General features: G+C 41.9%; 10 protein-coding genes. 2 read left to right on the top strand and 8 right to left on the bottom strand.

The annotated features are described in order from the left end of the window. Positions 1-63: 63 nt before the first annotated feature. The 7 genes from ACSBL2_RS02010 to ACSBL2_RS01980 all read right to left on the bottom strand — a co-directional run bounded on the left by ACSBL2_RS02010 (position 64) and on the right by ACSBL2_RS01980 (position 14,112). On the bottom strand, positions 64-2,454 hold the full coding sequence (locus tag ACSBL2_RS02010; RefSeq protein ID WP_442590013.1) for a glycoside hydrolase family 127 protein: 2,391 nt from the start codon (positions 2,452-2,454) through the stop codon (positions 64-66). A gap of 489 nt (positions 2,455-2,943) precedes the next feature. Further along, positions 2,944-3,846, bottom strand: coding sequence for a PorP/SprF family type IX secretion system membrane protein (locus tag ACSBL2_RS02005; RefSeq protein WP_442590012.1), 903 nt, complete (start codon positions 3,844-3,846; stop codon positions 2,944-2,946). A 45-nt stretch (positions 3,847-3,891) separates the two neighbouring features. After that, entirely contained in the window at positions 3,892-7,518 is a 3,627-nt protein-coding gene (locus ACSBL2_RS02000; RefSeq protein ID WP_442590011.1) for a DUF6055 domain-containing protein, read from the bottom strand. Positions 7,519-7,606: 88 nt separating this feature from the next. Then, the gene (locus ACSBL2_RS01995; RefSeq protein ID WP_442590010.1) at positions 7,607-8,599 is read right to left on the bottom strand and encodes a hypothetical protein; all 993 of its coding nucleotides are present in this window, start codon (positions 8,597-8,599) and stop codon (positions 7,607-7,609) included. 22 nt (positions 8,600-8,621) lie between these two features. Continuing rightward, complete coding sequence (locus tag ACSBL2_RS01990; RefSeq protein WP_442590009.1) at positions 8,622-9,281, bottom strand: hypothetical protein; 660 nt, start codon at positions 9,279-9,281, stop codon at positions 8,622-8,624. 168 nt (positions 9,282-9,449) lie between these two features. Then, a complete protein-coding gene (locus ACSBL2_RS01985) occupies positions 9,450-10,973 on the bottom strand; it encodes a RagB/SusD family nutrient uptake outer membrane protein (protein WP_442590008.1) in 1,524 nt (507 codons plus the stop codon). Positions 10,974-10,992: 19 nt separating this feature from the next. Next, positions 10,993-14,112 carry a SusC/RagA family TonB-linked outer membrane protein gene (locus ACSBL2_RS01980; RefSeq protein ID WP_442590007.1) on the bottom strand — a complete coding sequence of 1,040 codons (3,120 nt, stop codon included), beginning with the start codon at positions 14,110-14,112 and terminating at the stop codon, positions 10,993-10,995. Positions 14,113-14,684: 572 nt separating this feature from the next. Here ACSBL2_RS01980 and ACSBL2_RS01975 point away from each other — a divergent pair. Together ACSBL2_RS01975 and ACSBL2_RS01970 are read left to right on the top strand one after the other, a co-directional pair. Further along, positions 14,685-16,079: a POT family MFS transporter gene (locus ACSBL2_RS01975; protein WP_442590006.1), complete on the top strand. Its 1,395-nt coding sequence runs from the start codon at positions 14,685-14,687 to the stop codon at positions 16,077-16,079. 278 nt (positions 16,080-16,357) lie between these two features. Then, positions 16,358-18,073 (top strand): DUF885 family protein, encoded by a 1,716-nt coding sequence (locus tag ACSBL2_RS01970; RefSeq protein WP_442590005.1) that lies wholly within the window; start codon positions 16,358-16,360, stop codon positions 18,071-18,073. Positions 18,074-18,268: 195 nt separating this feature from the next. On the opposite strand, the gene ACSBL2_RS01965 is transcribed toward ACSBL2_RS01970, so the two are convergent. Beyond that, entirely contained in the window at positions 18,269-19,885 is a 1,617-nt protein-coding gene (locus tag ACSBL2_RS01965) for a M61 family metallopeptidase (RefSeq protein WP_442590004.1), read from the bottom strand. Between the last annotated feature and the right edge of the window lie 23 nt (positions 19,886-19,908).

Here is a 19,908-nt window from a genome sequence, read left to right as displayed (position 1 = left end):
GTTGTTTGTTGATTTTCAGGGTGTATTGATTTTTTAAGGTTGGTTGTAGCGGACATTGGCGCACTACTTAACGATCCATTCATGCACTCCTGACGCATTATCTTTCGGAAGCTGCAGTTCAAGCTTCAGTGCTTTAGTTTTTACAGGTTTAAAATTCACCGTATTAAATTTATCTTTCTCTACTACGTATTTACTTGTGTTTTCCACAGGGAGCCATTGTCCGTTCTTCAGGTAAAGCACTTTGTAATGATCTGGAATTCTGCATCCGCCCCATGGAGCATCGTCAAACCAGTACACTTTAGATTCCGACACTTCATACTCCTGGTCAAAATCGTATTGGAGGTACTCCTTCGAATCTTTCTTTGGCCACCAGTGTAGATACGGGTAATTCGTATCTTTAGAATCTATAGGGTCATATTGATCTTTTACAGAGACAAGCAATTGCTTATTCTTCAATGAGCCGGACACCGTACTTTTAGAAGCAATGGTTGGTGCCGGTTTAGGGCGCGAGGCAGACTCCTCGTAAGGAATCCATACGGTCATCTCACTTGGTCCGCGGTTTGCCCAGGAATAATAAGGGATAGCCATCACATCCTGCTCCGTTTTGACCAGTTCATCACTGTTCACCTGGCGGTTTGCACTTACTCCTTTTACGTTCAACACTTCAATACCATTCAGCAGCTGCGGGTTAAAGCTCATTGTGGCAACAGCATCCTTGTCAACCATAATATTCTGCACTGTGCTGTCCCTGTTATCAGGACCTTCCAGGCAGTAAACCACTGGTCCGCGCTGAAAAGCAAAGCGGCCTTTATCGTCCTTCACCTTTTCATTGGCAAAAACCTTCTTGGTTTCCATAGGCAATACTACGCTCAATTGATCGCCTTTTTTCCATTTACGCTCAATTACGGCATATCCTTTCTGTATGGTATACTTCAATGGGCTGCCATTTAAAGTAATTGATACGGGAGTAGACGATGCCTCTTTAAAACTGTATAAAGAACCCGGTACAGGTTCATTACCTGCCCAACCCGGAATCCGGACATGAAGGGCGAAGGCAGCGCTTTTCTCAGGGTCTACCTGGATGTTTATCTTACCTTCCCATGGATACTCCGTGGTCTGTATAATCTTCAGCTTCGCGGCAGGCAATTTTATATCACTGCTATTGCTCATGAAAAGATTAACATATAAGTTATTTGCATCCTGTGCATAAACATAACCAGGGACCGATGGCAAAAAGCGTGTCATATTAGAAATACAGCAGGCGCAGGCAAACCATGCACTACGCTGGTGCTGGTGCATGGAAGCCAAAGGATTAGGATAGAAAAACCTGTTTCCAGTGAGTGAAACTCCTGACAGTAAACCATTGTACAAGGTACGTTCCAGCACGTCAATATATTTGGCATCACCATGGAGCTGGAACATGCGGCTATTCCAATAGATATTGGCGATAGCCGCACAAGTCTCTGCATAAGCTGACATGTTAGGCAGTTGGTAAGCGTCGCCAAAGGCTTCTCCGGCGCCTGTTGCACCGATACCACCCGTAATATATAATTTCTTGTTCACCACATCTTCCCAGATATCATCTATCGCTTTCAGGTATTTCTCATCACCTGTAATCGCAGCGACATCAGCCATACCGGTATACATATAGGTCGCACGTACCGCATGGCCTACAGCCTCATGCTGATCAACTACTCTTGCCTGGGCCTGGTTATAGCGGTCTCCTTTTGGTCCGCGGACATCAAGGAAAAACTTCGCCAGATCAAGGTATTTCTTGTTCCCGGTAATCCTGTATAATTTCACGAGGCCAATTTCCACAACCTGGTGCCCCGGATACTCCTCTACTTTTCCATAACCAAAATCTTTTACCAGCAGATCAGCATTTTTAATCGCAATATTCAGTAAGGTTTTCTTGCCGGTAGCTTCATAATGTGCGGCAGCAGATTCAAAAAGGTGTCCGGAATTATACAACTCATGACTTAAATCTTCTTCTTTTTCCCAGCGTTTGGCGCCTATCCAGTCGTGTGGTTTCGCCGCATTCACGGTACGGAAAGTATAGAGGTAACCATCCTTCTCCTGTGCCGCGCCAATAATGGAAATCAGTGTATCTACATATTTATCCATTGCCGGATCGGCCTTCATCTGCATGGCATAAGAAGCCCCTTCTATGACTTTATAAATATCTGTATCGTCAAATGGAAAGGCACTTAATTTATCGCCAGGGATCGTTTTTGACGCCCTCAGGAAATTATCAACCCTGCCGTCTAAACGGCATTGTTGTAGTGTATATGGTATAGTTACTTTCGCATTCACTTCCATTTTCGGCGCCCAGAACCCGTCGTTCACATGCACATGGGTGAAGGCTACAGGCTGAATTGGATAGTCCTTTTTCTGCGCATAAACAGCGACAGAAAACAATGACAATACAACCGTCAGTTTGTCAAATTTCATCATAAGGTTCATTAATTGGTTTGGTGGATTCAAATTTATTAGATTATGAAGCCGTAATAAGTAGCATTTTAACCAATAACAACAGGATATTGTCAATGATGACGATCACATGTGTAAAATTAAATATGGCAAAATTCAATGTGAGCCAGTTTAAGATGCGGTTGGTAAACCATTACTGTTAATTCAGCATAGGCATAATCTTTTCCAGGGCTTCAAACTTGCTTGTAAAAAGATCCATACCGGAGGTTATAGACTAAACATTTACCCTGCTACTCTCCTGTACGTCTATACGGACAGAAGTTTTCAGAATTCGGTAGAACATTAAATGACCCCAATCGGTGGTTGGAGTAAAATAAGGTATAAATGAAGATGTTCACTGATATCAGATTGGTCTCATAGCAAAAAATCATGTTGAAATATGGATAACCTTTCAGTTAACACACATTCCAACATGATCAGAATAACTATAGTTTTTTCTTCGAGAAATAAAATTTATAATCCCGGCTTCGCCTTCCCGAACCGGTAACTTAGGGAAATCTCATGGCTTGAATTGTTGATCTGGGCAGAGGTTGTTTCACTACCTGTATTAAACAGATAGCTGTATCCTATCCCAAAATTACTGAAGAAGAACTGGGCCATACCCGCAGCACCGCCATAACTTCTTACATTCAGTCCCAGACCAAATACATCTTTCACATAAGCCATCGCTGACAATTCTGCCTGCAAATCCGTTCCCCGGGAAAAACTTACAATAGCAGCAGGTTTTAGCTTAAAATCTTCATCAAGTTTAAATAACATTCCTCCCGTTAAATAATACTGGTTCTTATAATTATAGTTCTCCCGATCCCCCAGTTCCTGCTTATTCAGCATAAACCTGGGCATAGAAACACCTACATAATACTGATCGGGATGATATAACATTAAACCTGCGCCAACCAGGGCCGTATTCTGGCTGATATTGTTATTAAAAACAGGATCATTCCCATATAAACCTCCGAAATTTCCCTTGTACATACTTACCCCGGCATTCACAGAGAGCGACAGGAAATCGGCTGTTCCAACCTGAATAGCTTTGGCAAAAAATGCACTGACATCAGTGCTTCTCTCATCCCCGACACTTTCATATCTTACATTTACGCCTGCTGCAGCATTGATACTTTTAATTGGCGCGTAGCCATTTGCCCAGATCACAGAAGGAGCCCCTTCTATACCGGTCCATTTGCGCAGGCCAAGTACACTGATTTCCCCTTCTGGTTTTAATAAACTTCCGGCCTGGTTAATGGGAGTAATATTATTCCCGTATTGGCTGTATATGATGCTTTGCTGACTAAATACAGGTTTGCAGGCAAACAAAGCAATGGTTAAATTGATTAGCGTTAATATTTTTATCTTCATTAGTTCAGTCAATTAGGAGTGCTGTAAATCATTATTTTACTTTGGTTAATATCCTAAGGTGAGGTATCCTTTCACCACGTTCCATTTGCCATTTTCCTTCAGCTGGATCACGTAGAAATAAGTACCTGCCGGAAGTTTCAAGCCATTGTTATCACGTCCGTCAAATAAAACCGTAGTATTATTATAATTGCTCTTCCTGAAGACCTGCTTCCCACTACTGGACAGAATTGATACCGTATTCTCAACATAATTCTCAATCCCCTCAACATTCAGAATATCATTAATCCCGTCATTGTTGGGAGAAACGGCCTTATTCACCTTCACCAAATCTCCGCCTTCATTATTGACCCTTATGGTCATCACTACTGAAGCAGCGGCTTCAAACATTTCATTTCCAGGTTGAGCAGCCGTAACGGTTACCGTACCCGGTGATTTAAGCATCAGATCCGTACCGCTTAACCAGGCCACCCATCCATTGTCAACTTTTAGTGAAACTGGTAAACCTGAAGTACTGGAAACCTCAAGAGATGCTTTCTTCGCACTTATATTGAGTTCATTTATTGATTTTGCAGTAATGGTCTGCAGCGTTTTACCGACTACAAATACCTGCTGAACCGTCGGTTTATTTGCATATTCCTGATTTAAAGGCACTGTAGCTGAAATTGTAGTCGTTCCTACACCTTTTATGATCAATTTGCCTGCAATCACTTCGGCAACAAGGGGATCAGAACTGGTATAAAGAATCTCTTCGCCGGTACTTGATACAGCAGATAAGTCAACGGCAGCATCACCCAATCTTTTTCTTTCTAGAGCAGGAAAATTAATGGTACGACGGGGTAAGTTACTGACCTCCTCTCCACAAGCATAACTTTTGGCAAACTCTACCTGTTCATCTGTAAAAACCGTGTAGGCCTGATTCACATCGACATTCAGCTCATGATCAATTACACCGTCACATGGTGGTCTTCCACTTACAGTCGCAGCAGATGTTAACCAGGGCATCTGCAGATACTTCCCTGCTGCACAGGTCTCTCCTATTTCTGCATCTCCCCCCATCTCAAAAGTTCCGCTGAAAGTTCCGCTCATTGACAAGGCATTACCATAGGCCTGGGCAGCCCCACTCAGATTATTATTGAATAGCACGGCATTTCCTTTCACCTGTGCATTACCAGTGATCACCGTACCTGAGTAAATCTGTCCCTGCTCAAAAACTTTACCATTTGTATTCACGGCAGCATTACCTGATACAATAGCAAAATCGCCTACAACTGCATTTCCTGACACACGGGCATCATCTCTCACCCATGCCTTACCTTCAATCCGTGCTGCACCTGAAACCTGCGCCCTATCCAGGACAACAGCATTTGGTCCCACATAAGCTGAAGCCTCCACATGCGCTGTCGAGGCAACAAAACCACCTCCATTTGCATGTCTCGCTCCTGCCGGAAGTGCCACATGTCTGAAGTCAGGCTGATACCCTTCAGGAATAGCTCCTTTAATGTTGATCTCATAAGGGAAGCGGGGAAGTTTAGGAAAGCCGACCTCAAAGCGGCCATCATGCACCTGATAAGTCGTAGGTGCACCAAGAACAACAAGATATAATTCAGCAGAGTTTCCCGGAACTTTATACACCGTCTCTGCATCTCCCTGTAATACGTTGCCGAAGGTAGTTGTACCACCAGCATCTACACTGACAAAACCATACCTCCAACCTGCTATGCCATTTACACCGGCATGGCTTTTAAAATTCAGATATACATACTTATCAGGACAATTGTCTTCACTCTGTGCGTAAAGCCTGATGATATTGAAGCCATACTGCTGCGGTGCCAGACGATCCGGCACTGCATAATGCCCTTCTCCCAAAGAATCAAGTACCGTGGTTTTCTTCCATAAATACTGGCGCTCTATACTCGTCTCCGCCTGCTGAATCAACGCTTTATTACTGAAATCGCCTTTGACCCTTTTCATGGCATACTCCAACATCATGTCATTCATTTCAGGTTGTGTTTTACCCAGAAGCCTTCTAATAGCTTCCATAGGATGTTCCTTCTGTGGCTGATTTGACTCCTGCCAGATCCGGTTGATAAACCCAATTCCCTCTTTATCTTTTAAATATTGCAGAATATACCAGTCGCCGTAGTGCTTACGCGGTGAACCAATATAATAGTTTGTAAAATTCATCGCTCTCGGGTAATCAGTTGCAGTAATAAATGAGGGATGTTTTTGTATAGCCATAAAGTTGGCATGTGTTTCCCAGAAAAACCCTGCGTGTGACACATCGGTATAACCATGTCCAGGATATAATATAGGGATCATGTACTGGAAACTGTGCGTAATTTCATGTGATATGACCCAGCTGTTTTCGCTCATTGATCTTGGATCTACGAACATGGCTCCGATTACATTATCGAAGCCTCCACCAAAAGCCCAGCCCGTGTATAAACCTTCGCGCCAGGTATTGTTTACAACAACGATCATTTTATATTTCGCCAGGTTGCCTTTTTCTTCTACCTCATGCAACTGTTTTACATAAAAGTCGTACAAAACCTCCATACTGTCCAGAACTGCCACCGGATCGAATTTCAGCTCCGGGTTCGTATTGTTTTTTGGATCTGTTCCAGCCAGAGGTCCCCATACGACAATAAAGTTATCTGATTGCGCAGAACGTGTTGCCAGATCGTAAGGAATATTCGCTGCTGCACTTTTCCATTCATTAGGGATGTAAACTATTTTCCCTGTAGGAATAGGATCGGCTACTTCACCATAAGCTTTCCATTCAATAATGCCGGTTGACTCCACATCATTGATCATATGAATTCTAATCTTAGTGGTAGTGATCCCACCGAGCCCGAGATAGTTATATTGGTCTGCAGTTTTTCCGATATCCCCAACCTTTACCCAAGTATCATTTGTAACATTATAATACTCCACATATGCTTCCGTAGGAATTAAGATTCCCTGCCCATCAGTCCACCAGTACACATCTGTTCCCGATAGGGTGGCAGGTGTGCTCCATTCATATTGCACCCAGCGCATGGTATTGGCAGAATTCCAGTTTCCATATGCGCCATTAGGTCTATCCATCGAGTTCGCCGGCTCTATTCCGTCTTTTACGGCATCAAGGCTCTCCCATTCAGAAACAAATGAAGTGCTGACTGTAGCTTTGAGTGCAATGTTCTCCGGAGGCGCTACTGCAGCATAAAACTCGATTTCTCCGACAGTGCAGTTTGAAGATGTCATGCCTCCAGTATTCCCTGAGAGATCTGGTGCAAGGTAACGCACATATTCGAAACTTTCGGTATTGGTCACCGGTATATCCGTCCAGCTCGCTATAGCCATCTGCGACATGCTAATCGTTGCGAGAGTTACCGGAACAGCGAAATCTGCTGTATGTGATCCTTGAAACATACCCCCATCATTTTTTTCCAGGGGATAGGTATTTTCGCCATCTACACGTGGATAAAATCTCACTTTGGCGATTACAGTAGCTGATGGAAGCGCCAGACCTACCCAGCCATGGTTGTCTCCGATATCTCCAGCTACATCAAAATAATTAGTTAAATCACCATCAAAGGCCTTGTTTTGCCCCCATTGTCCATCACCTGGTTGTCCCAAAACAGTGCCTGTCAGCTTCGACTGGCCAAAGCCTGCAACCGTGCATAAGCACATGATAAGACCTATCAGAGATCTTTTACATACGTTTGTCATTATTGAGCGTTTTAGTAATGAGTATTAAGTATTTATTAAGTTGGTCATCTTACTTTTTGGTGAATCCATTTAAGCGATAGGTAATTTCATAGGTCCCGGATGCCTTGAACTGCCAGGAACTGGTAATCTGTGCTCTCTTCCCTTCAACATTAGAGTTTTCGTCGAGACGGATGTAGGTATTTGCACCACCTGTATCAGTCCAGGTTCCTCCGCCGGGAAGGTATACCACCGAAACATAAGGAAACTGGATACCAATGTTTGGAAGGGTGTAGGTATACCCTGTACTGGTAACCTCCTCAGGATAATAGGGATTCCATTCTTTTAAGGTTGGAAAAGTGGAAGACCACCTTTTAATGTCTCCCGTAAGCGGATTAAAAGCAACTCCATTTTTGTCTACAAATTTTAAAATCACCTGTGTGGTAGCAGAAGCGGTGTATCTTACGTCTATTCCCATTTCCGATGTCGGCTCTCCTTCTACAACAGCAGGATCAGCCCTTGTATATACACGCAGTCTTTTATACACATTTGCATAAGGGTTTTCTGCTGCATTAAAAATGATCTGACAGGCATTCTTAAATATCTTTGTTCCGGAACTGTTGGTCACCTGAATATCTATATCATACGCTCCTGATGGTAAATATTTGGTAGCTGCTGACAACTCGATTCTGCCACCAATTTTGTTAATGTTCAATGCTGGCTTAAGGTCAGTACTGATATTTTTGGTTAAATCTGCCAGCAAGGTGTCGGTAGGCAAAATGGTTCCGGTAAAGATCGGGATTGATCTTGGTTTAATCAGGGAATCCAGTACATCCTCTCCGGTTTCAGCATTTCTGGCCCCAATTAGACTTACAGAAATAGGAGCTGTGGAACCGTCTACCTGTAATGCGGCTGAATAGGCCGTGATGCCCTGTTCTGCCACAAATGGGCTGATCTGATAAAAGACGTTTTCACTTAGAAATCCTTCAACCGGCTTTTTACAACTATTTAATATTAAAATCCCAATAATAATCAACAGGACTTTATTCGATAAAAATCTTTTCATATTCTTTATATTAAGCTGATGATTACAAACTAAAATTCACAAACCGGTGCGTATTTCGCAAGACATGCAAGACGGTCCCATTTCCCGATTGGGTAAGAATTCCTGTCGTCTGACATTGTACACTCGTGAGTGTCTGACCATACATCTTTCCATAATACATGAAGTAAACAGGTTCAGATGACCACTGGTAGTACTGCGGATCCGTCTGCAGGGTCTTACTCAAAAGGGCTTCAGTTTCCCCTTTTGAAGTGTATACCGTTGGTGTTGTGGTTAAACTGTTCATCGTGATCTTTTCATTGAAAAGGTATTGCCTGACCGAATCAGCAGGCAATTCACTGAACATCTCTGCAAGGCCATAAACAGCATCCTGATTGTCAGGCAATCGCCTCAAAATGTCCTGTTTATAGGTGAGGTATAATTTAATAGAATAATCAGTAGGAGCAAAAAAAGTTCCGGAGTTATTGATTTCCTCTTTTAACGCGTAATGGTCTACTACGAGCAATAGGGTATCAAACAACTTGACCGGGTGAGCCGCCAGGTAATCATAGGTATTGAGAGGTGTTTCTGCCACACTTAATCCCCCCTCATCAAGGTAATCCTTCTTTTCACAAGAAGTCATTAAAAGGACGCAGGCAAATAATATCAAACTTAATCCTTTTATATTTTTTATATATTTTTTCATTTCTATAGGAGTTTAGAACTTTAATTCCTTCTGTTTTATCGGTTATGAGGCTATCATAAACATTTTTCATTAGCTCTTATTGTTCTTTATTTGAATTCAAGAACTCGCAAGCCAGGGTCCTCGCTGTTTGTAAGGGCTGTATACTAAGGACAGGTTCATCTTATTGCATTATCGCATCCTTGGAGCCCAAAAGGAAGTCTGCGTGAACATCGAATTTGCCTGTACCAATACCGGGTCAATAGGCCAGTAATATTTACCCGCAGCGAATTCAGCAATTGTGATTTTATTAGAATCTCCATTCCCAAATTTGTATATGCCTTTAACTTTCGCCAGTCGCACCAGGTCATAAAACCTGTGACCTTCCATAAACAGTTCACGACCTCGTTCTTCAATAACCGCTGCGAACAGATTCGCATCTGTAGCAGATGAAGCTCCCAGACCAGCTTTCTCTCTAACCAGATTTAAACCCACACGGGCTCCAGAGTTGTTACCCTGAGCTGCCTGAGCTTCAGATTTCAATAACTGAATATCCGCCAGTCTGAATACGATAATATTATTCAGACTCAAGGGAGATGTAGGGGTCGTATAAGTAATATTTGAATATTTGAGGCAAACCGGGTCTGCGGTATTAAACAGACCAAAACCCACCCTTCTTCTTAAATCAGTACTATCTGTAAAGAAGTTTCTTTTCAGGGTAAGAGAGTCCATCGGCCAGGATGTATTTCCTGTATTGGTAGTCAGATATGGCGCTTTCAATAGAAAACCTGCTATTGAAGGGATCGTGTTTGAAGCTTCACCTGCATTATTTTGTGCAATTTCGAAGATACCTTCAGTACTTTGTCCTTTAAAAATATCAAGATAGGATGATCTGTTTACATACGTATACATTCCATTACTTAATACCGAATCAGCTGAAGATTCACACAATGGATAATTGCCCTGCCATGCATAAATATGTGCAAGTAATGCCAAAACAGCACCCCTGTTCGCACGCACTGCACGGTCTGTACTGGCACTGTAAGTCCAGGATAAATACGACTGGGCAGTTTTTGCGTCAGCAATTGCTTTAGCGAAAACTTCTGATTCCGGAGATCTTGCATAACTGCCTAAATCTACTTCTCCATTGGAAGCCTCATCGTTCACGATTGGCACTGCCCCCCAGATACGTCCCATGTAGAAATAAGAAAATGCCCTGATAAAATAAGCTTCACCCAGGAACTGCTTCTGCTTTGTCATATATTCTGAAGTATAACCCGAGGATGGAATAGTTGGGATTCCTGCAATACAACGGTTGGCCCAGTTAATTGCGCTATAGAAATTATCAAACCTCCTGTTTTTTGCCATGGGGCGGTAAGTAGAAGCAGATGGCACAGATAAATACCATTCCATATTTTGTATTTGCTGCCAGTCCTCTCCTCCGATTGTACGATCTGAATTAAATTCATCAGTAGGTAAGTCACCATGTGCATAGTGTGTTAAACCATCATTCAAAGCTTTACGCAACAAGGCATAACCTCCGGCAATAGCCGAATTACCCTGATCTTCTGTAAGCCAGTAACTTGCATCAGAAGGATTACTCACAGGCTTCTCCTCCAAAAACTTTTTGCAGGAACTCACAGAGATCAGTGTACTGCCAATTAAAAAGGCGTACAACAACCTCTTAACCTGAATATCTTTTATTATTCTTTTCATTTTCATGTTCAATAAGATTCTAAAAAGTAACATTTAATCCCAGTGTGAATTTCTTGGCTGGCGGGAATCCGGTACCATCGGAAAAACCGGTGAAATCGACAAATTCAGGATCAGGCAGAGTAGATTTGGTATACATGTACACATTATCAATCATACCATATACTCGAAGTGCTTTAACATTGAGGCGCTGAATGATCTTTTGAGCAAAAGAATAACCCAGTGAAATGTTTTTCACTTTAAAAAAGCTACCATTTTCCACAAAGGTTGAATTCTGCAGTCCAAAACGTTCTCCATTATTTGAATTTGTTAATGTGCCAAAAACAGCATCCATTCCTTCCTTCTCCCAGTAACCCACATTTCCGAGGGCAGCAGGACCTGCAATGGAACCCCAGCCGATAGCTGGATTACCTTCTCCGGCAAGTAGCCTGTCAGCGGTATAACCATTCCAGACATTCCTTCCTTTAACAAAAGTACACAGGACAGTCACTGAAAATCCCTTATAGGTAAACGAGTTGGTCAATCCACCAGTGATACGTGAATTGGGATCCCCATAAGAGATCTTATCATTCAGATCAATATTATAATCTCCATTTTGATCTATAACAATCTGGTCGCCGGCTTTTAATGGAGTACCATTAAAAGTAAGCTTTCTTCCGGTAAGCGGATCTGTTGGCACCTCCGCATCAGTTTGATAAACACCGTCAACTTTGTAAACTTTGTAAGTAAAGACAGGCTGCCCTACGGTGAGTGTTTGTTGTGCCCAAGGTGCTCCTACGATTAAATCCCTTCCACCGTTTGGCAGCTTGGTGATGTAATTATCATTCAGTCCCAATACAAAAGTTGTTTGCCATTGGAATTTGGATGATGGGGAAAGGTTGTTTGTGTTTAGTGTAAATTCCAAACCTGTATTTCTGAGACTAACAAGGTTTCCACTGTAAAATTGGTAACCGGAAGTCACCGGCGCAAGTGCGTTCTGATAATACATATCATTCGCATCACGCGAATACCAGTCGAATGCCAGGTTTATTCTGTCCTTGAATAACCCAATATCAGCACCAATATTGATCTGAGGGTAAGTCTCCCAGGTCACATTTTTTGATGCTGCGAAACTGTTGTAACTTGGGATGTTAACGGTTACCCCATTATAGGTCGTAGCTGTAGCGGCATTATCCACTCCAAATGAGGAGTTATAATAGGTTCCATCAGTACTATACGTTTGGTATTGTCCATAATAACTTGCCGGATCATTTCCAGTTACCCCATAACTTCCACGAAATTTAAATAAATTGACCGTGTTTTTAATCTTTTCAAAGAAGGGTTCATCAGATATCACCCAACCACCAGATACAGAATAAAAATTCGCCCATCGCTGGTTTGCATTATATCTTGACGATGCATCGCGGCGATAACTTGCCGAGAATAAATATCTGCCTTTGTAATCGTAACTCAATCTGCCGAACCAACCCAGTCTTTTTCGGGTCTCCATATAAGTGGAGGCGTACAAGTTATTCCCGGGAGCTATCCCTGAGATCGTATTACTGGAAACATTCAGACCGTACGCATAAGTATTTTTATTACTCTGTTCCTGTGCTTCCTGTCCGGCTACTACACTTACAGCATGTTCACCAAAGTTTTTGTTCCAGTTAATGTAGTTCTCAATTTCCCATACATTGGTGAGCACATCAGAATTGTACGCACGATCACCCTGACCGTTTGAGACTAATTTACTGATCAGCCAGTCCCTGCGGTTATGGTTATAGGTTGACGAAAATGAACTTGTTATGGTCAGATTCTTGGCAATCGTATCCGTAACTTTAACATTCGACAACAGAGTAACAGTCTGGTCTTCATCAAGATTGTCTGTATTACCCTGATAAGTATTTTTCTGGGCTTCTGAAACCTTCCAGAAAGAAGAAGGAAAATTCTGGGTACCGAAAGGGAATGAGCTCCCATTACCGACCCCATGTCTCTGTTTAATAAAGGAAGGGCTGATATCAAAAGTTACATTAATTTTCCTTCCCGGATTTAATGACAAATAAAGCTTTGGGGAAATTCTCCTCAGTGAGAATCCACGCATGACACCTTGTTCATTGTAGAAACCTGTAGAAAAACGATACTGACTTTTCCCTTCAGAACCAGTCATGCTGATATCTGCATTTGTAATCCTGGCGCTACGGACAAATAAGTCCTGCCAATCGGTATTGTTATTGAAAGCAGTATTTAGACTATCTGTTAAAAACATGCTGAGATCATTGATCTGCTTATTCTTAGAGGCATATAAAAGTGCCATTTTCAGTTGTCGTTCTTTTGTTCCTGTCATGATGTTCCTCAAGGTTGGAGAATCAGAAATCCCCTGGTAAAAGTTAACGTTGAACTGTGGCGGCATTCCCGGCTGTCCCCGTTTGGTTTTCACCATGATTACCCCGTTTGCTCCTCTTGATCCGTAAATAGCTGAAGCAGAAGCATCTTTCAGAACATCAATAGATTCAATATCATTCGGATTGATTGCTGACAGGGGATTACTGCCATAGGAATTTGGCATATCATTCACGTCAAAGATTACCCCATCTATTACATATAAAGGATAGCTGTTCCCGCCCTGACTGATACTGTTACTACCACGTATGTTGACTACACTTTTGGCACCCGGTTCCCCTGAGGTTCCCAAAGAGGTTAAACCCGCAACCCTACCCTGCAACATCTGGTCAAATGATGCATAAGGAGTGTTTTCAATCGCTTTCCCTTTAACAGTGGCAATCGCTCCGGTTGCCTTCTTTCTGCTGATACTCTGATAACCGACAAGTACAACTTCATTTAGGGTCTGGTTATCTTCCAATAATGTAATATTAACTACATTTTTTCCATTGGAGGGGACTTCCTTCATCACATAACCTACCATACGAAAGGTTAATGTAGCACCTACCTTACTTAAAGTAATACTATACTGTCCATCGCTATTAGTTGTTACGCCATTTTTTGTCCCTTTTTCATAGACCGAAATACCTGGTAATGGGTTATTTAGTTTGTCTACTACAGTACCGGTGACTTTCGTCTGGGCAAGGGCATCCCAGGGAATTAATAAATAGAAGATTATTCCGAATACAGTTTTCAGAATGGATTTGGTAGAATTTTGTTTCATAAAACGAGTGGTTAATTGGTGTTTAGGTTATTTTAAATATATGTGCCATCTGTCCCACCAATTATTCATATTTTACCCTTTATCAACTGTTTTTTGATAATTTATTGTTACTAGCAATTTATTAAACCAAATAAAATTATACTATTTCACCTATATCAGAATTAAACATAAGTATTACCGAACCAACAAGGCTATTTTGAACTGTAAATGCATACTATCCAACTGTATATAGGTTAAGATCAAATACATTCCCGTTAATTTATGTCAATTAAAAACTGACATGTTAACATCATACAAAAGAAATACTTGATTTTCAGCTATCCTGAGGCCATTTTGATCGTAAAAATAAAATCTATCCTCCTCACAGTTAAGGGGCTCCAATATTTCCTGCGGATACTTTTTTCCAGCTATCTACCTCATAAATTGATTGGTCTGATACGCCACTCAACTCTATAATTTTTTAATCTTATTGTATTATTCGAGCGGTACTTATCTGGTATTTAGTTAAAATACAGCTTATTTGAACTAAAAATGGTGCACCATTTTATAGATTTTAAAGGCAAATTTACGGTATGACCTATCCTAAAAGTTTACCCTACATTATCGCTAATGAAGCTGCAGAACGATTTAGCTTCTATGGCATGCGCTCGATTCTGACCACATTTCTTGTGCTGCAATTCTTTAACCCTTCTTTAAACCCTGCTTTACAAGGTGTAGCCGAAGCTAAAGCAAATGAAGCCACCCATTTTTTTGTTTCCCTCGCCTATACTGTGCCCTTTCTGGGAGCGATTATGGCCGATTGGTTTTTTGGCAAGTACAGGGTGATCCTCTGGATTTCTATACTGTATTGTGTGGGACACTTACTGCTGTCCATGTTTGATACAGATCTTGATATGTTCCGCCTCGGACTGATCCTGATCGCGGTTGGTGCCGGAGGCATAAAATCATGTGTATCGGCCAATGTTGGCGATCAGTTTAATGCGGAAAACAAACATTTGTTGTCCAGGGTATACAGCTGGTTTTACTTTAGCATCAACGCAGGTTCCGCACTATCGACCCTTCTTATTCCTATAGTATATGAATACTACGGGGCGCAATGGGCCTTTGGAATTCCTGGTGTACTCATGGCCGTAGCCACCCTCATCTTTTACATGGGGCGTAAAAGTTATGTGCGTGTTCCGCCGACAGGGGTAAAAAGAGATAATTTTGTATTTATCTCTTTTTACGCGCTTTTCAACTTCCATAAAAGGGAAAAAGGAGAGGCATTGCTTGATGTCGCCAAAAGGAAATTTAATCCTGAAAAAGTAGAAGATATCAAAGCTGCATACCGCGTAATAGGTGTGTTCTGCTTCATTCCTGTTTTTTGGGCCATGTGGGACCAGAATCTTTCAGAATGGGTATTGCAGGCCGGAAAAATGGATCTCCACATTTTAGGTTATGAACTCCTCCCGCAACAAATCCAGACCGTGAACCCTTTCTTTTTATTGCTTTTTATCCCCGTATTCAATTATTGGATCTATCCCTTTTTTGAAAGAATAGGTATTAAAACTACACCGCTGCGCAGAATTGGTGGCGGACTGGTATTGATTGTTTTTTCATTCATTATCATTGCGCTGGTACAAACGGGTATCGATAAGGGCGCTCATCCTACAATATGGTGGCAGGTACTGGCTTATGTATTCCTCGCCGCTGCAGAAGTAATGGTTTCCGTTACCTGTCTGGAATATGCTTATACACAAGCTCCAGCTTCGATGAAAAGTACCATGGGTGCGATATGGTTGCTTACCATTGCCGTAGGAAATATCATCACCGCCTTCATTAACCGGAGTATTTCCAACCAGGGTTTCTTTTCATCACTTAACGGTGCCAGCTATTATTGGTTTTTTATCGCGCTAATGACTGCTGTGATTGTAGTATATCTCTTTGTTTCGCCAAGGATCAGAGAGAAAAGTTACCTCCACGCCTAAAGTCAGGTTCTGGTGGTATTGCTGTTGAATGCAAAGTGACCAGAATGCGGAGTAACCTGAGTTCAGCATAGTCTGAATGCAAATTAAACAACGCATCCAATGGATTCGTCTATTGATTCATTGAAATATAGCTTATTTATTGAGATTTTATCAGATATCCAATTCGTATGATTATGAGGAAAAATTTAATCAAATACACATTAATGCTAAGTTGTTCCAGTGTCGCTTTATCAATATCAAGCTTCGCCCAATCTAAAACAACAACACAATCCGGGACAATGACACAAGCTACAGGAGCATACGTACCTTGCCAGGAAATGCCCGATCTGATCACCAGATTCAATGCCGATTCCAGGTCACTTACCAGATTCTACACTCCTGCTTCTGAAAATAACTTCAGGGGCGGTTATGGTGGCGGTTCCGATGCCGGCGGATCACCTGAAAAAAGAACACGACTAAACACCTTGTATACTGATTACCTGAAAAAGCTGAGCGAAATCAGCTTTGATGCACTATCGCAGGAATGTAAGGTCGATTACCTGTTATTTAAGCGCGACCTGAATGAGAAGTTAAAACTTGCGGCAGATGAAGCAGCTGAGTATGAGAAAATTAAAAAGTGGTTCCCATTTGCCGATCAGATTTATGCACTGGAAAAAACGAGGAGGCGCGGGATTCAGCCTGCAGCAGAAAAGGTAGCGGGTGACTGGAACACCATGTCCATACAGATTAAGGAATTACAAACGAAACTGGCTGATGAGAAGGGATTAAATATCGAGTCTGTTTATGAAGCCGGACAAGTAATTGATAACCTTAAAAAATCGCTGACAAGTGTATTTCAATTTTACAATGGATACGATCCAATGTTTACATGGTGGGTGCCAAAGTCCTACCAAAAGCTGGACGAAGCACTAACGGCCTATGCGGTACAATTTAAAAGTAAAACCAATAGTTTTGCAGCAGCAGACAAAAGTGGGATTATTGGACAGCCGATCGGGCAAGCTGAACTGATGCGCCAGCTTAAGTATGAAATGATTCCCTATACTCCTGAAGAACTCATTGCCATTGCGAATAAAGAATTTGCCTGGTGTGACGCAGAGATGTTGAAAGCATCAAAAGAGATGGGTTTTGGGAATGACTGGAAAGCGGCACTTGAAAAAGTAAAACAAACTTACGTCCCTGCCGGAAAACAGCCTGAGGCTATTCTGAAATTGTATACCGAGTCGATTGATTTCCTGAAAAAGAACGATCTGATTACCATTCCGCCATTGGCAGAAGAGACCTGGGGGATGGGCATGATGAGCCCGGAAAGACAATTGGTGAATCCATTTTTTACGGGAGGTACCGAAATTACCATCTCCTATCCTACCAACACAATGGACGAGCATGACAAGCTGATGAGTATGCGTGGGAACAACCCACATTTCTCCAGGGCGACTGTACACCATGAATTGATAGCTGGCCATAATTTACAGGGATTTATGAATGCACGCAACCGCAGCTATAGAAACTTTGGCACTCCATTCTGGACTGAAGGATGGGCCTTGTACTGGGAACTGCTGCTTTGGGATATGAAGTTTCCACAGGGACCTGAAGATAGAATAGGAATGTTGTTCTGGCACATGCACCGCTGTGCCAGAATCATTTTCTCCCTGAATTACCATACGGGTAAATGGACACCGCAGCAGTGTATAGACTTCCTTGTTGACCGTGTAGGGCATGAAAGGGCGAATGCTGCAGGAGAAGTACGGCGTTCATTTGAAGGACGTTATTCCCCACTTTATCAGGTGGCTTATTTAACAGGAGGAAGGCAATTTTATGCACTGAAAAACGAACTGGTAGAGCGTGGAAAGATGTCCTACAAACAATATCATGATGCAGTAATGGGACTGAATGCCATGCCTGTGGAAATGATAAGAGCAGTATTGACTAATCAGCCTTTACAAAAAGATTTTAATACGAAATGGCGCTTTTATGACCATATGGATATGAAATAAATACATGAGTTCAGCCAACTGACCCATTAAAACACAAAGAGACCGTATCTTTTGAAATTTTGATACGGCCTCTTATTACTATTAACTACCTATTATTACCTATCAGCATCCACCTTAAGATAATTCCTTTATCTGACGATTATGCCTCATTATTCCCATCCATCTCATGACTCCTCGCCTATCTATTTAAAACTTCTATCTGATTATACCCTTTAAAATATTCTGTTGCATTGCTGTAGGTTTCTCAACCGGAAGCAACTTGAAACTGCGTTTTATAATCTTGTCCTTTATAAGGGCATTCCCTTCACCTGCTTTCTCCTGAACAGGCAAAGGACTCAAATCTGCTTTCAACCCTGCATACGCCAGGTATTTCTGATAATCTATATCCTGTACTGTCGACGCATAATTAAAAATCTCCTCCAGCGATGTTCCCGCTATCCGCTCACAAACCTCCTTAAACTCTGCATCGGTAAATCCCCTTTTCTTTTCCTGGTAGAATTCTTTGTATAAAGTCCTCATCACATCATCGAGCGATTTCCTGTTTTTTGTCTGCTGCCTGATTTTAAGATCGAGGAGAAAGCCCATCGCACAGCCCTTATCATAGTAAGAAATCGTGGTATTCGCTGCATTCTCATTTTTATTAAAAAACTGAATCCAGGTGTCATAACTAGAGGCAGTAGCAGACTGCAGCTCATGGCCGGCAATATTTTCATATTTGGTGATGGATGAGGTCATGGCGTTCAAAAATTCCTCCTTATTGAATAATCCTGCACGGTTAAGAAGAATGTATTCATAGTATACCGTGAAACCTTCAGAGACCCATAACATATGCGTCAGGTTTTCTTTATCATAGTTGAATGGCCCCAATGCTATGGGACGGATGGCCTTGATGTTGTATAAATGAAAATACTCATGGGCAAGGAAGGATAACCAGCCATTATAGGAGGCTTTAGTATCCATCATATATCCTGCAGAAGAAAATACCGCCGTAGAATTACGGTGCTCCAGTCCGCCATTCCCCGGCCCCATGATGATAAAAGTATAATGCTGATAAGGAATATCAGCCATCAGGTCAGTTCCCGCAAGGACAATCTTTTTTAAATCCGCAGCAAACTTTAACGTATCAAAGGAATCAGGATTTTCCATCGCAATGGTATGTTTAATTCCCTTTACCTCAAAAGACATTGTCTTCTGGTTGCCGATGTAAACAGGGCTATCATACAATGCATCAAAATCGGGTGCACGATAGGTATTGACTTGTCCCTGAACAGGATCCAGGCCCGTAGAAATGGTTTTCCACTTGTGATACGGTTCAAATTGTACCTGTACTGGTTGTTTCAATTCTCCATCTACATGCATGAATAATCCTGCCGTTGAGATATAGGCATGTGTGGAATCGATAAAAGGATCGGCTACAGAATGTGTGTTAGCAAATACATCATAGGAAATGACTACCTTTTCTGCACCTTCAGAACGGACTTCCCAGTTGTTTTTATCTACTTTATCCCATTCCAGTTTTTTTCCTGCAGCAGTTTCCGCTTTAAACCTGACTACGTTTTTAGCAAAATCGATAATCCAGTAATACCCCGGAGTCCAGGCAGGCAGTTTAAAATTGAGTTTGTCTTTCACAAAACCCTCGCAGTGAAGTTCTACATGGTAATAATGAGAGGCCGGATCCTTCATCGTCACCTTGAATGTTAAAGATTGTCCTATTCCCATTGAGGATAAGGCACCCACTCTTTGTGCCACCAACGTATCTTTAACTCCCAACCCGACTTTTGCCTGCAGCGACAATGAACAGGTTGTAGCCATCAAAAGTGTAAACAGTATTGATT

Origin of the sequence: Pedobacter sp. AW31-3R, from assembly GCF_052180285.1 — a bacterium.
Lineage (GTDB): Bacteria > Bacteroidota > Bacteroidia > Sphingobacteriales > Sphingobacteriaceae > Pedobacter.
Note: the sequence above shows the minus strand (reverse complement) of the source record. Positions and strands in the feature narration are given on the sequence as shown.

What these genes read in the sequence shown, in the direction of transcription:
- ACSBL2_RS02000 (WP_442590011.1), bottom strand. Translation starts at nt 7,518, where the DNA reads ATGTGCTTATGCACGGTTGCAGGCTTTGGCCAGTCGAAGCTGACAGGC.
- ACSBL2_RS01970 (WP_442590005.1), top strand. Translation starts at nt 16,358, where the DNA reads ATGACACAAGCTACAGGAGCATACGTACCTTGCCAGGAAATGCCCGAT.
- ACSBL2_RS02010 (WP_442590013.1), bottom strand. Translation starts at nt 2,454, where the DNA reads ATGATGAAATTTGACAAACTGACGGTTGTATTGTCATTGTTTTCTGTC.
- ACSBL2_RS01965 (WP_442590004.1), bottom strand. Translation starts at nt 19,885, where the DNA reads ATGGCTACAACCTGTTCATTGTCGCTGCAGGCAAAAGTCGGGTTGGGA.
- ACSBL2_RS01995 (WP_442590010.1), bottom strand. Translation starts at nt 8,599, where the DNA reads ATGAAAAGATTTTTATCGAATAAAGTCCTGTTGATTATTATTGGGATT.
- ACSBL2_RS02005 (WP_442590012.1), bottom strand. Translation starts at nt 3,846, where the DNA reads ATGAAGATAAAAATATTAACGCTAATCAATTTAACCATTGCTTTGTTT.
- ACSBL2_RS01990 (WP_442590009.1), bottom strand. Translation starts at nt 9,281, where the DNA reads ATGAAAAAATATATAAAAAATATAAAAGGATTAAGTTTGATATTATTT.
- ACSBL2_RS01985 (WP_442590008.1), bottom strand. Translation starts at nt 10,973, where the DNA reads ATGAAAAGAATAATAAAAGATATTCAGGTTAAGAGGTTGTTGTACGCC.
- ACSBL2_RS01980 (WP_442590007.1), bottom strand. Translation starts at nt 14,112, where the DNA reads ATGAAACAAAATTCTACCAAATCCATTCTGAAAACTGTATTCGGAATA.
- ACSBL2_RS01975 (WP_442590006.1), top strand. Translation starts at nt 14,685, where the DNA reads ATGACCTATCCTAAAAGTTTACCCTACATTATCGCTAATGAAGCTGCA.